The organism is Oceanospirillum maris DSM 6286 (assembly GCF_000422865.1).
Classification (GTDB): domain Bacteria; phylum Pseudomonadota; class Gammaproteobacteria; order Pseudomonadales; family Halomonadaceae; genus Oceanospirillum; species Oceanospirillum maris.
Genome location: NZ_AUGW01000027.1, coordinates 1 through 18,120, shown reverse-complemented (window position 1 = coordinate 18,120; position 18,120 = coordinate 1). Strand labels below are relative to the sequence as shown.

The window sequence follows — 18,120 nt, the reverse complement described above, 5'->3', positions numbered from 1 at the left end:
CATTTCTAAGAGCCGTAGTCTAGCCTGCTTCCAGCACAAGAAAAACTATTTATCTGTTTTGATTCGGTAAAACGCCAACGGGCTATTTCACTTCAAACAGCCTACGTTAAATAACGCCTTAGCGCGGCCATCCATTGCTCTCTAATATCGGCCCGCTCGTTCACCAGATGATGACGGGCAATCGGATAGCGATGTATTTCGGCATCAGGAAACTTCTCCTGAAGAATATCCAAATTAATCGGCCAATCAACGGTACGATCTTCTTCACCTTGAATAATAAGGCAGTCTGCGACAACAGGGTCTGCAGCTTCTATCGCAGGTATCCAACGGGACAATGCCCGCACCCAATCCACGGCCAAATACCTTGGTTGCAGAGGGTCATCCTGCAGAAAACGCAAAAAGTTATCATTATGGCTATTGCGTGAATAACGGCGCTTCAGCCGTCGGGTAAACGGCGACAATAAATAGAAACTGAGCAACCCTTGTGTCCAGTTCCAAGGTTTCACCAAGGGGGCTAACAGTACCGCTTTATCAATAGCAAACTCCGTCTTAAACGGACTGCGTAACAGCCAGTCAATAACCACAGCACCGCCTGTACTTTGACCGATTAAGTTTAATGGCTTGGCCCGCTGCTGCGCGGTTAACTGCATCACCTGCCAAAGTGCTCGACTGTACTCATCAAAGGAGATAATCGAAGCCCTTGGACCTGATGATAAACCATGTCCTGGCAGATCAATCGCCACCACTTCATAGCCTTCACTCAACAGAAAGTGGATCAGGTGAGCGTACAGTCCCACATGATCGTAATAGCCGTGCAGCAGGTAAAAACACCCTCCCGCGGCTTTGTCATTATTAATATCATCCTTGTGACCAAGGCGGGGGATGAATGTTTGGTAAACCACTTCGTAGTCATCAGAGCGCACACATCCCCAGCGATGCTCATCAAATGGCAACCAGCTCAGGTTATAAAAATCACGATACGTTTGCTTAATGCGATCAATCGCCACGGCATCCATTGGCCGTTTTGCCAACAGGGTTTCACGAAGTTGCCGAGCGTTAAAAGGATCAATCATATTCGTCATAATAAGAGGTCAATCCTATTGAGTTTTGCCGCTATTAATTTGCCGCTATTAAATAGGAGTACCATTCAAATAAAGGGATACCCTGCCAAAAAACGGTGCAGGCATCCTACCTCAGAAAACCATTTTTGCTAAATTTGTGACCTAGCCGTCGCGTTGGCATTATTCATTAGGCGTACATCTAGGGACAAATTGACTTCATTTCAGGTATCTTTACAAACACCCGTATGATCTTGGATCATACAGCGGCACTCTGGCTGGACGACGGCACATCAGAAAGCAGAGGCAAAACTTAACAGGTAATGAGAAAACGCCTGATAAAAAAACAGGGTCAGGGCGCTTAAAACCACGGCACATGGGATTAAGTATCGCTCTAAGCTAATGACAACAATCTATTAGCACCCTATTAAAGGCACAACTTAAAAGCACAACATTAGAGGCACTCTCCATGACTGAACGCGTTCAGATCGGCAATCTAAATATTGCAAAAACCCTTTACGATTTTATCAATAACGATGCCATTCCCGGTACAAATATCGATGCCGCACAGTTTTGGGCACAGTTCGATGCTATCGTCCATGATCTAGCGCCCCGTAACCGTGAACTGCTGGCAAAACGTGAACAGATTCAAGCACAGATCGATCAATGGCACCGTGACCGTAAAGGCCAAGCCTTCGACCTAAACGCCTACAAAGACTTCCTCAGTGAGATCGGCTACCTGCTGCCTGAAGGCGATGATTTTACAATCAACACCGCCAATGTAGATCCAGAGATGGCAACCATGGCCGGGCCTCAGCTGGTGGTTCCGGTTATGAATGCACGTTTTGCATTGAACGCAGCCAATGCCCGCTGGGGCAGCCTGTACGATGCGTTGTACGGCACCGATGCCATTTCTGAAGAGAACGGCGCAGAAAAAGGCAGCAGCTATAACCCTGTTCGTGGCGCAAAAGTGATCGAATTTGCCCGTAACTTCCTGAATGAAGCAGCCCCGCTGGCCTCTTCAGATCACACCGAAGCGACCCTGTACGCGGTTAAAGATGGCGCACTGGTTGTGACCCTGAAAGACGGTTCTGAAACCGGTCTGGCTAACGCGGAGCAGTTTGTTGGCTTCAATGGCGACGCTAATGCTCCTGAGTCTGTACTGCTGGTCAACAACGGCCTGCACTTTGAGATCCAGGTCGACCGCACCCATCTGATCGGCAAAGATGATGCTGCAGGTGTTAAAGATGTGGTGATGGAGTCTGCTCTGACCACCATTATGGATTGTGAAGACTCCGTAGCCGCTGTAGATGCCGATGATAAAGTGGTCATCTACCGCAACTGGCTGGGTCTGATGAAAGGCGACCTGACCGAAGAAGTGACCAAAGGCGGCAAAACCTTTACCCGTCGTATCAACAGTGACCGCGAGTACACCGGTAAAGATGGTTCACCGATGGCACTGAAAGGCCGCAGCTTAATGTTTGTGCGTAACGTCGGTCACCTGATGACCAACAACGCCATCCTGGACAAAGACGGCAACGAAGTACCGGAAGGTATTCTCGACGGTGTTTGCACCTCCCTGATTTCCCTGCACGACCTGAAAGGTGACGGCCAGTTCAGCAACACCACTACCGGCTCCATGTATATCGTGAAGCCTAAGATGCACGGCCCGGAAGAAGTGGCCTTTGCTAACGAACTGTTTGGCCGCATCGAAGACGCACTGGGTCTGGAGCGCTTCACTCTGAAAATGGGCATCATGGATGAAGAGCGTCGCACCACGGTAAACCTGAAAGAGTGTATCCGCGCTGCAAAAGACCGTACCGTATTTATCAACACCGGCTTCCTCGACCGTACCGGCGATGAGATCCACACCTCTATGGAAGCAGGCCCAATGATCCGCAAAGGTGAAATGAAAGCCGCCCCTTGGATCGGTGCCTATGAGAACTGGAACGTGGATGTTGGTCTGGAATGTGGCCTAAGTGGTAAAGCTCAGATCGGTAAAGGCATGTGGGCCATGCCGGATCTAATGGCTGGTATGTTAGAAGCCAAAATCGGCCACCCTATGTCCGGCGCTAACACCGCATGGGTTCCGTCGCCTACAGCCGCCACCCTGCACGCCCTGCACTACCACAAGGTTGATGTTTTTGCCCGCCAGCAAGAGATCAAAGTCCGTGGCCGCGCTAATCTGGATGACATTCTGACCATTCCGGTGGAAGCTAACCCGAACTGGTCAGCAGAAGAGATTCAACAAGAGCTAGACAACAACGCACAGGGTATTCTCGGCTACGTAGTACGCTGGGTTGATCAAGGCGTAGGCTGCTCTAAAGTACCGGATATCAACGATGTTGGTCTGATGGAAGACCGCGCAACCCTGCGTATCTCCAGCCAACATATCGCCAACTGGCTGCATCACGGTATCTGCTCTGAAGAGCAGGTGATGGAAACCATGAAGCGCATGGCCGGTGTTGTCGATCGTCAGAACGCCAACGACCCAACCTACACGCCAATGGCACCCAACTTCGACGGCATCGCCTTCGAAGCCGCCTGCAAACTGGTGTTTGAAGGCACCAAGCAGCCAAGTGGTTACACCGAACCCCTGCTGCATGAATGCCGCCTGAAGCTAAAAGCACAACAGGCTTAAACGCCGGTTAAACGCTTAAAGCAAACAAAGCCTCGATCCTGAAAAGGTCGGGGCTTTTTGGTTTATAGGCTTCCGGAATCAAAAACGTCAGAACACAACAAGTAGGCCGGATAAGCGCTATACACAACATCTGAAATCACACGGATATTGATTAGCGCGTCATCCGGCATCTCCCACGATAACGAAGCCTAAGGTGAAAAATATTGGTAGTTATTCCGGCCTCTTTCTTTGGCGCGGTACATGGCGATATCTGCGTGCTTAACCAGATCATCGGTATTGTCGCCATCATCCGGGTAAAGGCTGATACCAACAGAAACGCCGATTTTTATTTTGTGCCCTTCCAAGATGAAAGGCTCTGTTAGGGATTGTATTATTTTATCCGCCACCCGAGCCGCTGACTCGCGGCTGACTGAGTGCTCTAATAGGACTAAAAACTCATCACCACCCAAGCGCCCCAGAGTGTCTACTTCCCGTAGCCGTTCTCCCACCCGTTTTGCAACGGCTTGCAAGAGTAAATCGCCAACAGGGTGCCCAAGAGTGTCGTTCACTTCTTTAAAGTGATCTAAATCCATAAACAAAATAGCCAATGAGTGCTTATGACGAGTTACCTTTTTTAAGGCCAAACTTAGGCGTTGATTTAACAGCGCACGATTAGGCAGATCTGTCAGTTGATCATAATGCGCCAAGTGATGAATCTGTTTTTCTATCGCTTTGTGCTCAGAAATATCATTAAAAATATGAATAAAACTTTGTGGTTCACCTTGCTCATCTAACACTGGGCTAATGCTCTGTAAAACGGGCAAAGGTTCGCCAACCTTACGCTGATAACGGATCTCTCCCTGCCAGCCACCACAGCGCTGTAACGGCTCCCAGATACGCTCTTGTAATTCATCTTGTGATTCATCGGGATAAAAAAAGTCGATTAGCTTTTTCCCTAGCGTATCTTCCACATCAAAGCCGGTAATATTACAGAAGGCTTTGTTTATTTTGATCAGTTGATGGCTGTCATCGGTAACGGCAATGGCTTCATGGGTTCCTTCGAAAACACTAGCGGCTAGTTGCAGCTCTGCCGCAACCTCTTCAAGTGCTTCGGCTTGGTCTGTTAGCCTGTTAATGAGTGGCTGCAATGCTCGGCCTAGCACAAATATAGCCAGTAACATCATGGTTAAAATACCCGCTAACGGCCATAAAAGCTGTTGCCAAACAGGAAAGTAAAAAACCTGAGCAGGAATAGCGGCAACCAACCCCCAACCAGAAGTATGCACGGGAGCATAAAACAGCACATCATCCTCCCAAGCGTGTGCGGAAGAAGCCACGCCACCGCCTGTTTTTTGCAGTAATTGCAAAGACTCTGCGAGTTGATCATCCAATTTTTTAATCGATATGTGTCCCGTTACTTTATCTACCTCGACCATCAGTCGGTACTCAAGATGAGTCAGAATAACGTGAAACTGGCTCTCCATGCGTAGAGGGTCCGCAAGAATATTGGTGAGAGTATCGGTGCTGAAGAAGATAACATCACGCCCAATTTTTATGCCATTTTTAGACAATAATGGAGCACTAACCTGTATAACCAATGCGCCATCTAACGGGACGAACTGACAACGAATACCATTGCAGCGGTTTAGATCCGTCTTTAAATCCTGAATAGGAGGTGTTTTTCCGAGTTGAGCGACTACTTCACCTTTCGGGCCAAGGCGAACCATACCCAGAATTTCGCTAGAGAAAGATGCCGCATCTGCCAGACGGGGCTGGGTAAAAGCGACGAGATCATCAAGCGACATCTCTCCAGCAGCATAGATTTCTAAGCGCTTGCGAATTTCAGTTCGACTAGTAAATTGACGTGCTAAATCTTGATACTTATCCAACAAATTTTCGACAATACTCGCCTGTGCCTGAGTACTGAGAAATGCTGTTTTTTCTAAGCTAGTACGAGTAGAAATATAAAATGGAATAGCGGTGCTGAGGCCAGCGACAACACTGGTAATAAGAACGCCGAGTACCGTAATTAACAGAATACGGCGGCGCAGTAATAAAACCTGATGAGTTTTTTGTTCAATATTCATTACGCCCCCATACCTTTGCCGCTATATCTTTAGCAGAACAGCGCAAAGTAAATTAGAAAGAGGACTATTTTAACCCAATACAATAAGGGTTGGCACTGGCCGCACGAAGGTAGCAGATGCTGTCCTTATCACCCTCTCGGTAATTAATGGCTTTTGGGGGCCTTAAACTTCATTTTCCATTCAAATAATGAATACTTTTTAGTTTGTGTCCCATCTGTTACCTCCTACGGCCTAAGCTTCCACCATTTTGGTCAGGGAGCAAGAGTCAATCCACCGACTATTTATTGCGATTCGAAGGAAAGCTCACGTGTTTTCACCGCCCTGATATTAGAACTATGTAAAATATTGAGGAATAGTCATACCATGAACAGATGCGGACTCCAGACTTATAATCCCCCTTTCCTATCTTTTATAATTGGGGTCGGTGTGCTTGGAGTATCCACTCTTACTCTAGCCACCCCACAGCCTGATTCAGGTCAAGTGCTCGACGAAATAAGGCAGCCAAGCCAACCCACTTTGCATACCCCTCCCCTGCAAATTAAAAAACAGACTTTAGAGCCAACGGTTAAGCCTGGCGGACCAACAGTCATCGTTGAAAGTGTTCATTTCTCAGGCAATAGTGTGCTCTCAGATCAAGCCCTACAGGCCGTCATTCAGGATGCTATCGGCAAAGCTCATGATCTGTCGTCTTTACAACATCTCGCACAGCGTATCACTCAGTTCTACCATGATCAGGACTATCCGTTTGGTCTGGCGTATCTTCCGCCGCAATCCATTGCAACTGGAGATTTGGAAATTGCCATTGTGGAAGGCAAGTTTGGTGAAATCCGCTTTATAGGCCCAGACAAGCTGACCCAGAGCATACCCTCGCGCATCCCTAATATTGCTACCGGTGAGGTCATTAAGGGGCAAGACCTAGAGCGAGTCATTGGCCTAGCGGGGGATCTGCCAGGAATCGACATCAACCCTGTTCTAATGCCGGGCAAAACAGTAGGTGCCGGTGATCTGGAGATTGATATCCATGAAACTGAGAAATATACAGCGTCTATTGGCATCGATAATCATGGTGGCCGTTATACCGGAACCTGGCGTACCCATGTCAATGCATCTGTTAATCGACTGGCAACACTAGGGGATAAGCTGGACTTGGCCATGATGCTTACTAAAGAGCTATGGTATGGCAACATCGGCTACAGCCTGCCAATATCTAATACCGGGGCCAAGGCTTATGTTCGCTATACTCAAACCTACTATCAGCTTGGTGAGGAGTTTGAAGAGCTGGGCGCTAAAGGTAAAGCCCGTATTGGCTCGCTGGGCGTTGACTATCCCCTGATTCGCTCGCAGAACACCAACTTGTATGCAGACCTTACCTTTAACCATAAGCGTCTGGAAGATCGACCATCTAAATTATACGCCACTAATCAAAAATCCAGTGACAGCCTTACCGCCAGCCTGCGTTTCGACCATCGTGACAGACTCTTCGGTGGCGGCCTGACCTGGTCTAACATCAGTCTTACCCCTGGTAAACTGAATCTTGACCAAACGCTATCCTCAATTGACCGTACTACAGCTAAAACTGAAGGCCGTTTCAGCAAATTTAACTTAGAGCTGGCTCGCCTGCAGCACTTGAATCGCCACTGGAGCTTATATGGCCACATCAGTGGTCAATGGAGTGATGTCAATCTCGATTCTTCAGAAGGCATGAGCCTGGGCGGCCCCAACGGAGTGCGTGCTTACCCCTCGGGCGAAGCTTTTGGCGACAGAGGCTGGCTTAGCCAGCTGGAACTGCGCTACCAGCACAAGCAGCTGCAACCCTATCTGTTTTATGATGCTGGCAGCATGGAATCTAACGCACAACCGTGGGAGCCTGGAGACAACCACCGCACACTCGCAGGTGCAGGACTTGGTTTAAGAGCCAGCCTGAATAACTGGCAACTTAATATGGTATCCGCCTGGCGAACAAAAGGTGGTACCCCTGAGTCAGACACTAAAGGCGGAGAACCGCGTATATGGGCAAGTGCTCAATACCATTTTTAATCTGGCTTTTTTAACCTTGGTGTGTCCGTTCTGTTACCTACCAAGCCCTATACTCCAGCCATTATGCCAGCACTAACGGGCTTTTATCACAGATTCAACGGAGCTGATTATGAACCATTCACTCAATCACATCTTTCGACTGGTTTGGAATCACAGCCTTGGGGCGTGGTGTGTGGCACCTGAGATTGCTCGCGGTAAAGGTAAAAGCCGCACGCAAGGCCAAACATCGGCAACCTGTCGATTATTACCCCTGGCACTACCTCTAGCACTACTACTGGGCAGCACGACAGCTTGGGCCGACCTGCCCCAGGGCGGGAACATCTCCGCAGGCCAAGGTCAGTTGACCTATCAGGGCGATAACCTGCAGGTACAACAACATTCCGACAAGCTGGCCGTAGACTGGCAGAGTTTCTCCATCGGTAAAGACAACAAGGTGGTATTCAACCAACCTGATGCCCAATCTGTCGCTCTGAATCGCGTACTGGGGGCAGATGTCTCGCGCATTCAAGGGGCGATTGAAGCCAACGGTCAGGTGTTTTTGCTGAATCCCAATGGTGTATTGTTCAGCCCCAGCGCCCAGGTGAATACCGGCGGGTTAGTAGCCTCTACGCTGGAACTGAGTAACGACGATTTTATGGCCGGACACTTTCAGTTTGCAGGTGACAGCTCCGCAGCAGTGACCAACCAAGGGGCTATCAAGGCAAGCGAAGGCGGCACTATTGCCCTGATTGCCGCGACCATTGTTAACGAAGGTTCGTTAGACGCGACAGCTGGTAATGTGCTACTGGGCGCTGGCCGCAAGGTGACGTTGGATATGGGCGGGCCAGTGAAGTTACGGGTGGATGAAGGCGCACTCAATACCTTAATCGAGCAAGGTGGTGCCATCCGGGCCGACGGCGGCAAGGTCTTATTGACCGCCCGCGCCGCTGGCGAGCTCGCCACCAGTGTTATCAACCATAGTGGTATCACACAGGCTCAAACCCTGACTACCGGTGAAAAAGGTGAGATTGTGCTACTGGGCGATATGCAGCAAGGGCAACTGCAAGTGGCGGGTACGTTAGATGCGTCTGCCCCAGTAGTTGAGGGTCAAGGGGGCGACGGCGGCTTTATTGAAACCAGCGCCGCCAAGGTACAGATAAACGATTCAGTGCAAGTCACCACTCTGGCCGAAAACGGCAACACCGGCGAATGGCTGATCGACCCCACTGATTTTTATATTACAGCCGACAGTGCCACAAAAACTGACAGTGGTATCGGTGCCAGCACGCTGAGCGCTCAATTGGCTGGAAGCGATATCACGATAGCAACCGTCGATACTGGCAGTGAAGCGGGTGATATTTACGTGGATGCTCCCGTGAGCTGGAGTGCCGATACCACCCTCAGCCTAAACGCAGATAACAACATTTATATCAACCAAGCCATCACCGCCACCGGCACTAACGCTGGACTAGTGCTGAACACGGGGGCAGGTAAAGACTATGCCATTGCCTCTGGCGCTGCCATTACCCTATCGGGCAGTAACGCAGCCCTTAATATCAACGGCACCGATTATACCCTAATCCATGATATGGCGGCGCTGGACGCTATCGACACCACCGGGCTTAGCGGTGCCTATGCTTTAGCCAAAGACCTAGATGCTTCAGGCACCACCTACGACCACGCCCTGGTGGGAGTAGATGATACTAACGCCTTCACCGGCACCTTTGCAGGGCTAGGCCATACCATAAGCGACCTAACCATTGAGAATACGGCTGCACCCACGGATAACTGGGGGCTGTTTGGGGTCAACAATGGAACCATCCGAGACATAGGGCTTGTGGGGGGCAGTGTTACGGTAGAAGGCGATAGAGCAGTACTCACTGCCGGCTATCTAACAGGGGCCAACGCGGGCACTATTACCAATGCCTATGCCACCGGAAACGTCTCAATGAAGCAGAAGCTAACCGGAAGCCAAGACATATACGCGGGCGGCCTCGTAGGGAGCAATAACAGAGGCACCATCACTCACGCCTATGCAACCGGAGATGTCTCAGCGACGAGCGCAACAGGCGACGTTCGCACAGGCGGCCTCGTAGGGAACAGCTACAGAGGCAACATTACCAATGCTTATGCAACGGGGGCGGCAACGGCCAACACCGAGTTTAACCATGCATCTGCAGGCGGCCTCATAGGGAGCAGCAACAGAGACAACATCACTAATGCTTATGCCACCGGCGTGGTAACAGCCAGCGGAATTATCCATATTCGCGCGGGGGGACTCGCGGGATTCGCTTACGGCCTTGGAACCGTCACCAACGCCTACGCAACCGGAAACGTCTCAGCAACGGCAGTCAACGCTTTGATCATCTACTCTTACGTATACGCGGGTGGACTCGTGGGGCAAAACGACATTCCAATAACCAACACCTATGCAACCGGGTCGGTAACAGGAAATGCTACCGAAATTAAAGTCGGCGGCCTTGTAGGGGTTAATCCTGGCAGCCCACGGATTACCGCATCCTATTGGGATACGACCACTTCGGGTATAACAACTGGTGTTGGTAGCGGAAATTCATCCGGGGTGACAGGGCTAACCACCACCCAACTACAAGATACAAACAGCTTTATGACAAATGCATCCGGCTGGAATTTCGATACCACCTGGGCACCTCCCTCCAGCGGGTATTATCCCCAGCTTTATGCACTGACGCCTGTTCTCTACGTTAAAGCCCCAAATATCGCACTAACCTACGGCGATAGCCTAGGGAGCCCAAACACCGCTGCCGTGTCTGGTGGAGGGCCAAGCCGCTATGCCTTCGGACCGAATGGCGACACCCTTTACGCACACTCCGATGTGGGCTCCTACAGCATTCCAGCAACCGTCACTAGTGCCAAGGGGATAAACTACCGTGTAATAGGCCCACGGGACACCCTGACAATAGTCCCCCGCGCTATCACGGTGACCGCCAACGACCAGTCCAAAACCTACGGTGCCGCCAACCCAACCCTAACCTACGGGGTCACCTCCGGGTATCTGGTCAACGGCGATAGTCTGTCCGGAACGCTTGCCTCCACCGCCTCCACTGCAAGCGATGTGGGCAGCTACGACATCACACAAGGGAGCCTCGCAGCGTCCAGCAACTACAGCCTAACCTATACACCAGGTATCTTAACCGTTACCCCACGGACAATTACCGTGTCCGCCGCCGATCAATCCCGGACGTACGGTGATGCCAACCCAACTCTGAGTTACGAAATCACCTCCGGTTCTCTGATCAACGGCGATAGCCTATCCGGAGCTCTAGCCACCACTGCCACCACCACAAGTGATATAGGTATCTACGACATCACCCAGGGTTCACTAGCTAACAGCAACTACAGCCTAACTTATGCACCGGGATCCCTGACCGTTGATCCCCGAGCGATCACTGTCTCAGCAGACAATCAGTCTCGGACTTACGGTGCCGCCAACCCCACCCTGACCTATAGCCTGACCTCCGGTTCATTGGTCAACACCGACAGCCTGTCCGGAACCCTAGCCACCACAGCCAACACTGCAAGCCATGTGGGCAGCTACGACATCACTCAAGGTTCATTAGATAACAGTAATTACGCGATTACTTATCAAGCGGGTCAGTTGGCTATAGACAAAGCGGCATTGGTGGTAACAGCCAACAATGCATCTAAAACCTACGATGGAAACGGCTATGCTGGCGGGAATGGCGTCACCTATGACGGTTTTGTCAATGGGGAAAATAGCTCGGTGCTAAGCGGAGCACTGACATATAGCGGTAGCGCTCAGGGTGCCATTAATACGGGTGGCTATACCCTGACAGTAGCAGGCTTAAGCGCAGATAATTACAACATCAATTATGTTGATGGCACGCTCAACATTGACAAGGCTGCCCTGACAGTAACGGCTCAAGATGCCAGTAAAACCTATGATGGCCAAGCTTGGACGGGCGGCAATGGCGTGAACTACGACGGCTTTGCGACCGGTGAAGATGCCAGTGTGCTTAGCGGAACACTCACCTATGGCGGTAACGCTCAGGGAGCTATTAATGCTGGTGACTATACCCTCTCTGTATCGGGCTTAAGTTCAACAAACTACGATATTAGTTATGAGGATGGCACGCTGACCATCGGCAAAGGGGTGGTTGATCTGATGATCAGAGCCCAAGATGCCTTTAAGGTGTATGACGGTGAAGCCTGGTTTGGCGGTAATGGCGTCGATATTGAAGGTTTGGCGGCAGGTGAAACCTTGGCCGATTTAGACGGTTCCTTAGTATGGGGCGGCAGCGCCCAAGGCGCGGTGAATGCCGGAGACTATACGATAACGGCTTCGGGGCTCAGTTCACCTAACTATGAGATACGCTTTAACAACGGCACGCTAACCATCGGCAAGGCAAACCTGACGGTGACCGCGAAAGATGCCAGTAAAACCTATGATGGCCAAGCTTGGACGGGCGGTAATGACGTAAGCTATAACGGCTTGGTTAATGGTGAAACAGCGAGTGTACTTGGTGGCACACTCAGCTGGGGCGGCACGGCCGAAGGCGCAGTGAATGCCGGTGACTATACCTTGGCGGCATCGGGCTTAAGCTCAACAAACTACAACATTAACTATGTAGAGGGCGCACTGACTATCGACAAGACGAATCTGACGGTGGCCGCACAACATGCCAGCAAAACTTATGATGGCCAAGCTTGGACGGGCGGTAATGACGTGAGCTACGATGGATTGGTTAATGGTGAAACGGCGAGTGTACTTGGTGGCACACTCAGCTGGGGTGGCAGCGCCCAAGGTGCCGTCAATGCCGGTGACTATACCTTGGCGGCATCGGGCTTAAGCGCCAATAATTACAATATTAACTTTGTTGATGGCACATTAAGTATCGACCAAGCCCCCCTGATAGTAACGGCAAAGAATGCCAGCAAAACCTATGACGGGCTAGCTTGGACGGGTAACAATGATGTCACCTATAATGGTTTTGTGGCCGGTGAAGATGCCAGTGTGCTTGGCGGCACACTCAGCTGGGGCGGCACTGCCCAAGGCGCCGTTAATGCAGGGCGGTATACGATAACTGCTTCTGGTCTTAGCTCCCCAAACTACGACATACGTTTTAATAACGGTGTGCTAACCATCGATAAGGCGAACCTGACGGTGGCGGCACAGGATGCCCTTTGGGTGCAGGATGGCTCAAGCTGGTCGGGCGGTAATGGGGTGAACTACAGTGGTTTTGTGGCAAATGAAGACGCATCAGTGCTAGAGGGTGAACTGTTGTGGCACGGCAGTGCCGAAGGCGCCAATATGCCGGGCCAATACCGCTTGTCTGCCTCAGGGTTAGCCGCTGATAACTATCAACTGACCTTTATTGATGGGCAGTTGCATATCATCTCACCGATGGAGGCTGCGGGACCTCGCTACAGTCAGGCCGTGCAACAAGCTCAGTTGGCGTACCACTCAACCAACAATACGGAACTCACGAGTCAAAACACACAACTGAGAGTGGTAGGTACCGGTATTCTCTTGCCCTGAACGCCCCTTTTTCTACCCACTTCAAAGCGCGGTCTCTGATCGCGCTTTTTTTGTTCTTAAGCGTTTCTGTGTCCGTTCTGTTACCTACCAAGCCCTATACTCCAGCCATTATGCCAGCACTAACGGGCTTTTATCACAGATTCAACGGAGCTGATTATGAACCATTCACTCAATCACATCTTTCGACTGGTTTGGAATCACAGCCTTGGGGCGTGGTGTGTGGCACCAGAGATTGCTCGCGGTAAAGGTAAAAGCCGCACGCAAGGCCAAACACCTACTGCTCGCTGTGTACCACTGCTACTGCTACTGGGCAGTGCCAGCGCTTGGGCCGACCTGCCCCAGGGAGGGCACATCTCTGCTGGCCAAGGTCAGTTGAGCTATCAGGGCGATAACCTGCACGTACAGCAGCATTCTGACAAGCTGGCCGTAGACTGGCAGAGTTTCTCCATCGGTAAAGACAACAAGGTGGTATTCAACCAACCTGATGCCCAATCTGTCGCTCTGAATCGCGTACTGGGGGCAGATGTCTCGCGCATTCAAGGGGCGATTGAAGCCAACGGTCAGGTGTTTTTGCTGAATCCCAATGGTGTATTGTTCAGCCCCAGCGCCCAGGTGAATACCGGCGGATTAGTAGCCTCTACGCTGGAACTGAGCAACGACGACTTTATGGCCGGACACTTTCAGTTTGCAGGTGACAGCACAGCAGCAGTGACCAACCAAGGGGCTATCAAGGCAAGCGAAGGCGGCACTATTGCACTCATATCTGGCACAGCTGGTAATGTGCTACTGGGCGCTGGCCGCAAGGTGACGTTGGATATGGGCGGGCCAGTGAAGTTACGGGTAGATGAAGGCGCACTCAATACCTTAATCGAGCAAGGCGGAGCCATTCGTGCCGATGGTGGTCGCGTGTATTTAACTGCCGGCGCGGCCGGTAAGCTCGCCACCAGTGTGATTAATCACACAGGCATTACCCGTGCGCAAACCCTTGCCACCGGTGAAAAAGGCGAAATTGTGTTGCTGGGCGATATGCAGCAAGGGCAACTGCAAGTGGCCGGTACGTTAGATGCCTCAGCACCTGCCGCTGATGGCACAAATGGCGACGGCGGTTTTATTGAAACCAGCGCCGCCAAGGTACAGATTAACGACTCCGTGCAAGTCACCACCTTGGCCGAAAACGGCAACACCGGCGAATGGCTGATCGACCCCACTGATTTTTATATTACAGCCGGCAGTGCCACAAAAACTGACAGCGGCATTGGTGCCAGCACGCTGAACGCTCAATTGGCTGGAAGCAATATCACGATAGAAACCGTCGATGCTGGCAGTGAAGCGGGTGATATTTACGTAAATGCTCCCGTGAGCTGGAATGCCGATACCACCCTGGGCCTAAACGCGGATAACAACATCTATATCAACAAGACCATCACCGCCACCGGCACTAACGCAGGGTTGATACTGAACACAGGGACGGACAAAGACTATTCAATTGCCTCAGACGCTTCAGTTACCCTATCGGGCAGTCACGCAGCACTTAATATTAACGGCACTGACTATACGCTGATCCATGATATGGCGGCGCTGGACGCTATCGACACCACCGGGCTTGGCGGCGCTTATGCTCTGGCCAAAGACCTAGACGCTTCGGGCACGACCTACGACCACGTTCTAGTGGGTGAGACATACTCCAGTCCCTTCACGGGAACCTTCACAGGGCTAGGCCATACCATCAGCGACCTGACTATCGAAAATACGGCTGCAACCACAAGTATCTGGGGGCTATTTGGTATCAGTGAGGGAGATATACGTGATATAGGGCTCGTGGGAGGGAGTGTTACTGTCACGAAAAATACCGGCGATACCCCTTATGCAGGTTTCCTCGTGGGTCACAACTTTGGCACTGTCACCAATGCTTATGCTACTGGAGACGTCTCGCTGACGAATAACGGTGACACTCAGCTCAGCACATCTTATGCTGGCGGCCTTATAGGAGTACACCACGCCAATCACGGAGTTGAATTCGTAAGAAATACTTATGCAACCGGTAATGTCTCGTCAACCAACACTGTAGGCGCTACCTTCGCGGGTGGACTAATCGGCTTACTCAATTTCGGGCTGCTCAGTAACAGCTACGCCACAGGAAATGTTACGACTACGGCAAACCACCACAGTGGAGCAGGGGGTCTTGTAGGAGAGGGCAGATCTACCAACATCAACAACGCCTATTCAAGCGGAAACGTCCAAGCGGTCAATACAGGAAGCGCCAACTCTTACGCTGGAGGCTTGGTAGGATTCAGCAGGTCTAGTATCACCAACGCCTATTCTACCGGAAGCGCCCAAGCGACAACTGAAGGAACCAAGGCAGCTTACGCCGGAGGCTTGGTAGGATATAACTATGGCTCCATCGCCAACGCCTATGCAACAGGCACGGCGACAGCGTCCGGAGGCAGCTCAGCTTACGCCGCCGGCTTTGTGGGATATAACGAAGGCCATATTATTGCCTCCTACTGGGATACTACAACTTCGGGTATGACAGCTGGCGTAGGTGATGGAAGCTCATCAAGCATCTCAGATGTTACAGGCCTGACGACAGCCCAGCTACAGGATACAAACGGCTTTATGACGAACGCAACAGACTGGGACTTCGATACCACTTGGGCACCATCGTCCAGTGGTTATCACCCTCAGCTGTTTGCTCTCTCCCCTGTCCTCTATGTCAAAGTTCCAAACATTACCATGACCTACGGCGATAACCTGGCCAGCCAAAGTCTTACCCCAATATCGGGTGGCCCAGACCGCTACGTCTTTGGGCCCAAAGGCGACACTGTCTACACACGCTCTAATGCAGGTTCCTATACTATTCCAGCAACGACAACCAGTGATGGCGGGGTGAGCTACCGTGTGGTTGGTTCAGGTGGAACACTGACCGTTAACCCCAGAGCGATCAGTATTGCCGGAGACAACTATTCCCGAATCTACGGTGAGGCCAATCCGGCACTGACCTATAAATTCACCTCCGGCTCACTGATCAATGGCGATAGTCTGTCAGGAAGCCTTGCCACCACCGCAAGCGCTACCAGTGATGTAGGCACTTACGGCATTACACAAGGAAGCCTTGCAGCCTCTAGCAACTACAGTCTAGCCTATACTCCCGGTACCTTAACCATTGACCCTAGGGCTATAACCGTTACCGGCGACAATAAGCTACAAATCTACGGTGGCATCATTCCCACGCTGACCCACAAAGTCACTTCAGGCTCACTGGTCAATGGCGATAGCCTGTCAGGAAACCTTACCACATCCGCAACGGCGGCCAGCGATGTGGGCACCTACGGCATTACACAGGGCAGCCTTGCAGCATCAGGTAACTACAGCCTGACCTATACCCCAGGCACCTTTACCATTGACCCTCGGGCTATAACGGTTACCGGTGATAATCACTACCGCCTCTACGGCAGTGCTAATCCGGCACTGACCTACAAGGTCACTACCGGAGCCCTGATCAATGGAGACAGTCTGTCCGGCGCTCTCATCACGACCGCCGCACCGACCAGCGATGCCGGAGCCTATGACATCACTCAAGGTTCATTAGCTAATGGCAACTACAACATTACTTATAAGCCGGGCAAGTTAACCGTCTATCGAGCAACCCTGACAGTAACAGCCAAAGATGTGACCAAGACTTACGATGGTAACGCTTACTCGGGCAGCAATGGCGCCACTTACAGCGGTTTTGTTAACGGCGAAAACGAGTCGGTACTGAACGGGACACTCATCTATGGCGGTAGCGCCCAAGGCGCCGTCGATGCTGGGGAATACAATCTTGCGATATCCGGTTTAAGCTCAGATAATTATATTATATTCCATGAGGATGGTGCGCTTAGCATCGACAAAGCCAATCTGAAGGTGACGGCGCAGGATGCCAGCAAAATCTATGACGGAGTGGCGTATACCGGTGGTAACGACGTTAGCTACGACGGCTTTGTGACCGGTGAAGATGCCAGTGTGCTTAGCGGAACACTCACCTATGGCGGTAACGCTCAGGGAGCTATTAATGCTGGCGACTATGTCCTCTCTGTTTCTGGATTGACCTCCAACAACTACGCCATCAATTATGTGGACGGTACGCTAACCATCGGAAAAGGCGTGGTTGATCTGATGATCAGTGCCAAGAATGCCTTTAAGGTGTACGACGGTGAAGCCTGGTTTGGCGGTAATGGCGTCGATGTTGATGGCCTCGCGGCGGGGGAAACCTTAGCCGATTTAGACGGAACTCTGGTTTGGGGCGGCAGTGCCCAAGGGGCGGTGAATGCCGGAGACTATACCATTGCTGCTTCGGGGCTTAGTTCACCTAACTATGAGATACGCTTTAATGACGGCACGCTGACCATTGGCCAAGCGCCCTTAACCATCGCTGCACAAAATGCCAGCAAAACCTATGACGGTCAGGCGTGGTCTGGCAATAATGGCGTGAGCTATAACGGCTTTGTCAATGGCGAAGATGTTTCTGTGCTGAACGATTCTCTCAGCTGGGGCGGGACAGCCCAAGGTGCCGTCAATGCCGGTAACTATACCCTGCTCCCATCCGGCTTAAGCTCTGATAACTACAACATTAACTTTGTGGATGGCGCATTAAGCATCGGTAAGGCGAATCTCACAGTGGCCGCACAGGATGTCAGCAAAACCTATGACGGTCTGGCGTGGTCTGGCAATAATGGCGTGAGCTATAACGGTTTTGTTAATGGCGAAGATGTTTCTGTGCTGAACGGTTCTCTCAGCTGGGGCGGGACAGCCCAAGGTGCC

Annotated in this window: 6 protein-coding genes; 4 read left to right on the top strand and 2 right to left on the bottom strand. The window is 51.4% G+C overall.

The features are described 5' to 3' along the window. Positions 1-101: 101 nt before the first annotated feature. Positions 102-1,082, bottom strand: a complete 981-nt coding sequence (locus tag G517_RS0111040) for an alpha/beta hydrolase (RefSeq protein ID WP_051206325.1) — start codon at positions 1,080-1,082, stop codon at positions 102-104. 445 nt (positions 1,083-1,527) lie between these two features. Here G517_RS0111040 and G517_RS0111035 point away from each other — a divergent pair, with 445 nt between their 5' ends. After that, a complete protein-coding gene (locus G517_RS0111035; RefSeq protein WP_028304461.1) occupies positions 1,528-3,699 on the top strand; it encodes a malate synthase G in 2,172 nt (723 codons plus the stop codon). Between the two features lie 188 nt (positions 3,700-3,887). Here the strand turns inward: G517_RS0111035 and G517_RS0111030 are convergent, their stop codons facing one another. Next, a complete protein-coding gene (locus G517_RS0111030; protein ID WP_051206323.1) occupies positions 3,888-5,765 on the bottom strand; it encodes a sensor domain-containing diguanylate cyclase in 1,878 nt (625 codons plus the stop codon). Between the two features lie 426 nt (positions 5,766-6,191). Between G517_RS0111030 and G517_RS0111025 the strand changes: the two genes are divergently transcribed. The 3 genes from G517_RS0111025 to G517_RS0111015 form a co-directional block, all read left to right on the top strand. After that, the gene (locus G517_RS0111025) at positions 6,192-7,802 is read left to right on the top strand and encodes a ShlB/FhaC/HecB family hemolysin secretion/activation protein (protein ID WP_028304459.1); all 1,611 of its coding nucleotides are present in this window, start codon (positions 6,192-6,194) and stop codon (positions 7,800-7,802) included. Between the two features lie 109 nt (positions 7,803-7,911). Beyond that, positions 7,912-13,320, top strand: a complete 5,409-nt coding sequence (locus tag G517_RS18795) for an MBG domain-containing protein (RefSeq protein WP_051206318.1) — start codon at positions 7,912-7,914, stop codon at positions 13,318-13,320. Between the two features lie 156 nt (positions 13,321-13,476). Next, the coding region (locus tag G517_RS0111015) for an MBG domain-containing protein (RefSeq protein WP_036591272.1) at positions 13,477-18,120 on the top strand (4,644 nt) is incomplete at its 3' end.

What these genes read in the sequence shown, in the direction of transcription:
- G517_RS0111040 (WP_051206325.1), bottom strand. Translation starts at nt 1,082, where the DNA reads ATGACGAATATGATTGATCCTTTTAACGCTCGGCAACTTCGTGAAACC.
- G517_RS0111035 (WP_028304461.1), top strand. Translation starts at nt 1,528, where the DNA reads ATGACTGAACGCGTTCAGATCGGCAATCTAAATATTGCAAAAACCCTT.
- G517_RS0111030 (WP_051206323.1), bottom strand. Translation starts at nt 5,765, where the DNA reads ATGAATATTGAACAAAAAACTCATCAGGTTTTATTACTGCGCCGCCGT.
- G517_RS18795 (WP_051206318.1), top strand. Translation starts at nt 7,912, where the DNA reads ATGAACCATTCACTCAATCACATCTTTCGACTGGTTTGGAATCACAGC.